The 3772-nt window shown below is 58.3% G+C and carries 3 protein-coding genes; 2 read left to right on the top strand and 1 reads right to left on the bottom strand.

All coding sequences use genetic code 11. The features are described from left to right. Positions 1-25: 25 nt before the first annotated feature. On the top strand, positions 26-178 hold the full coding sequence (locus tag EN991_RS40000) for a hypothetical protein (protein ID WP_156949289.1): 153 nt from the start codon (positions 26-28) through the stop codon (positions 176-178). 367 nt (positions 179-545) lie between these two features. Beyond that, on the top strand, positions 546-1445 hold the full coding sequence (locus tag EN991_RS27125) for an SIR2 family protein (protein WP_013525092.1): 900 nt from the start codon (positions 546-548) through the stop codon (positions 1443-1445). An 836-nt stretch (positions 1446-2281) separates the two neighbouring features. Here the strand turns inward: EN991_RS27125 and EN991_RS40005 are convergent. Beyond that, positions 2282-2617, bottom strand: a complete 336-nt coding sequence (locus tag EN991_RS40005) for a hypothetical protein (protein ID WP_164754015.1) — start codon at positions 2615-2617, stop codon at positions 2282-2284. Positions 2618-3772: the final 1155 nt, after the last annotated feature.

The following is a 3772-nucleotide window of genomic DNA, read 5'->3' on the forward strand; positions in this document are numbered from 1 at the left end:
GATGTGAAGGGAGGAAGACAGGCAGGTGCAGGAAATCGTCGTGGTCAACAAGGTGGTCGAATTCCGGGGAGAGGCGGTGACCGCATACCGTGACGGTCACGCACACTGCAATGCCACCGCTTTCGGCGAGGCGGGCCGCGACCCTGGACGCGAGACCATTCCCGCATTGAACCCGTAGCTCTGGCGAAGGCACCACATGGAATATTTTCGAGCACAAGGAACATGTCAGCCCACGGGTGTTTAGGCCGCAATGACAATCATCGCCGTCACGACAATGAACTACCCTCTCGCCGTCTTCCCTGGCCCGAAGCGACGCAGGCTCTCAGCAATTGCGCGACTGGAACGAAGCCGCGGCAAGTGGCTGGCGGAGAACCGGACCCACATGACCGGTAAGCAGAAACAGGAGCCGGTCGCGAGCAGCGAACCACAATGCGGCTGCCATGAGCCGTGCGGTTCCAGATGGTTGGCTGCATTCCAAGATCGACAACCGAAACAACAAGCGCCTTTAGGGTCTGCCTGCGCGCGTGGCCTCGAAAGCCTTGGCCATGAACGATGACCCTGTAGATTCGCTCGCCAACGCAATTCACCACCGCAGCGCAATTCTGTTTGTTGGGGCCGGGGTGTCGATCAGTGTTGGACTCCCTTCTTGGGAGAAGCTTATAGAGCGAATGGCAAAGGAGCTCGGTGTCGACGACGAATTTTCCATGCGACGCGATCGTTTTCAAACCCTGGCCGAGTACTATCGGATCAAGCATGGCAGCATCGGGCCACTTCGCAGTTGGATGGACCGAAATTGGTCTGTCCCCAAGGACCGGATCGAGAAATCCGAGTTGCATCGTCTCATCGTGAAGCTCGATTTCCCTGTCATATACACAACCAATTATGACCGTAACCTGGAACTGGCTTATGAAATATACGGTCGGGACTACGTGAAAGTGGCCAATGCACGCGATGTAGCGCAGGCCCGCCAAGGCGTTACCCACATCGTCAAATTCCATGGTGATTTCGACGAGGATTCTTCCCTCGTCCTCACCGAAACGGACTACCTTGATCGTCTCTCCTTCAATTCTCCGCTGGACGTGCGTTTTCGCTCGGATGCACTCGGCAGCACGATCCTCTTCATTGGCTATAGCCTTTCCGACCCAAACATTCGGTTGTTGCTGCACCGTCTCTGGCAGACGTGGCATCGGTCCGGCTATGAGAAAGATCGCCCGCCGTCGTTCATCTTCATGACCAGCCGAAACCCTGTGGAGGAGGCCGTGCTTGGACGTTGGGGCATTTCGGTCGTCGTCGGCGAAATCGACGAGCCGCAAGCTGCTTTGGTGGACTTCCTCAGCCGGCTGGCGGAGATGGTTGGGGACGGAGCCGAGCCTGGAGAGACGACCCATGAGGGAACCGTCGTCAGACAAAGAGCGATTGAAACAGTCAGATCAAGGGGCAGCTAGGCGGGCTCTCAAGGAACGCCGTACGGCAGAGAACGTCGTTCCAGAGGCGACCATAGCCAGTTTGTGTGGCCAGTTTGAAAATCGCATCCCATAGAGCATGCGATCTCCCATGTGAGCTTTCAACTATTCTGGCGGACGCGCTGGAACATTCTCGCATCAACGAGCTTCGAAGGGGGCACTGTTCCCGTTCAGTGTGTTTTCCCCCTGTGAGACTGCCCGCCGCCGAAAGGTGGCGGGCTTTTTTGTTGGGATGCAACCTTGGACATTATAGCGACTTTGGCCGGACACGCGCAGCGTCGCTTCCCATCATCGGTGCCTGAAGTTGGCGACAGTTTCGAAGTCCTCCCGATGCGATCGCAATTTTTGGGATAGATGTTCGTGTGGTGCCTGTCGGCGACCTGGACGCTGCCTTACCAGAACCGGCCTCCTCCGGTCCGAACCACGGCGCTGGAACCTGATGAAAAGATCGATGTTCGGTATGCAGCTTGCCCTGCACAGCCAAGCGGTCTGGTGCGCCCCGTCGCCGCCTGGTCCGTTCAGCGGCGGGCCTTTGTGTGGTGATGACGCCACCGGCATTATTTGGCCAAGCTGGGAACCTGTGTCGCGAATCAAAGTTTGGGTGGCAGCTTGGCTTACAACGCCGGGCCAAGTGGTCTCAAAGCAAGACCCGCCATTGCTGATCAATGACGGGTCTTCGCTGTGCATCAATCGATGGACCGAACATCCCGAAGCTCAGCGCCGCGCCCCGTCCTTCGCACAGAGCGTTGGCGTCACACGCCTGTCATGGGACGAGCTTATTCGCTGAAGAACCGGCCTGCGGCCAGCGACCTGCGTTTTTAGGATGGCTCGACGCCGAGGTCGGTCCGCTCCTGCCTACCTGGCTGCCGTTGCCGGTCGGAGGGCGGGAGAGGAATGACCTCCTGCTCACTGCGCCCGGCAGCTTCGCCGAGTTTGTATGCCGCATATAAGGCGCCGATTCTGACTAACCAACGGATCATCGCAATCTCCTTTGGCGCCCAGAACACAGCGGCTTTCGATATGTTCCACATGCTGGAAGCGCCACCCTCCGCATCGTGCAGGATGGCGAGTGCTACAGACCATCGCGGCATGCCGACGTTTGGCATGTCTATCGGTGTCGATGCTCTCATCAACGCCTCGGCTATCTTTATCATTGCATCTCGGCCATCGTAACTGTGCGCTGCGGCAAGGTGCTTTGCAGCGGATGAAGGCCGCTCGTTCATGTGGCGGCCGCTACGGGACGCCGTCCTAAACGTGAAGCCAGGCCCAAACGAACCTCTTCGGTTTTATGAACGAAATTCCGCGCGTCAACGAGATGGTCAGAAAACGAGTAATCGAACCAAGCATCAGTCGGACGTGCTGGCAGGCGAACACTCTTCCGCTGCCTCGTCGGTTACCCTTCCCGTCCCGGTGGAGCGTCACTGGCCTTGTCGTTGCCTTGTAAGCTGGGGCACTCGCGCGGCCTCGTTGTCCCTCGCTGCGAGACTGTCGTCAGACGCTTGGTATATCTGTCGAACAATTCCACCTTTTCTGGATAGGTAAGGCGGTGTAAACGCTGGCAACCTTCGCACCGATAGTGGGCGGCAGCGATGAACCAACGCCCCGGTTTGATGAAAGCCGTTCCGCATGCCGGACATTCGAGCGTCATCTCAATCGAAGACAGTGTCTGGGGGAGCGGCATCAGGTCCCGTGGCTCAAACTGCCGCCGCCAGAAGCAGCGTTATACCCACGACCGTCGACCCACAGATCGTCGCTAGAAGCACAATCGGCCGCGGATACTCGGTGGGTGCTGCGAGGCTGGTGAGGTCGGAACCTCGAAATCTCACGGCGCTGGGCGACTGGACGTGGGCAGCGGTAGACTTGTCATTGCACGCTAGCACAGAAAGACGCTGGGCGATATCGGCGGCGATGAGAGGATCGTCCGCCACCAACTTCGACCAGTCCGAAACAGTGCCGATTTCGTGATGCAACATCGTTCCCTCCCAGGTGATCGCACAACTGCGAGATCTGACCTTTGTTCCTTTAATTTTTGCGAGGGGGGGAAGTCGCGCCCGCTGCCTCGATGGACGGCGGATCACATGCGACTGATCGCTATTTCCGGGGCTCCGGGAACTTGATTATCGTCGCGCTGTCTTCCGGCTCCAGCGGCTCGTGGCCAGGCCGTTCGTGCCACATGACTTGCCGCAAATCGGTCTGATCGACTTTCTGGCCGCAAGATGGACACGCGTAGAAGCGGTCCTTTTCGCGAATGCAATTACCCCCGTTGCGAGGGATGCGAGGTCCAAGGTCAGACAGTTTTGTCATGGCGA

Origin of the sequence: Mesorhizobium sp. M7A.F.Ca.US.005.03.2.1, from assembly GCF_003997795.1 — a bacterium.
GTDB classification, from domain to species: Bacteria; Pseudomonadota; Alphaproteobacteria; order Rhizobiales; family Rhizobiaceae; genus Mesorhizobium; species Mesorhizobium ciceri.

Coding starts and splice junctions, on each gene's coding strand:
- EN991_RS27125 (WP_013525092.1), top strand. CDS start 546: ATGAACGATGACCCTGTAGATTCGCTCGCCAACGCAATTCACCACCGC.
- EN991_RS40005 (WP_164754015.1), bottom strand. CDS start 2,617: ATGATAAAGATAGCCGAGGCGTTGATGAGAGCATCGACACCGATAGAC.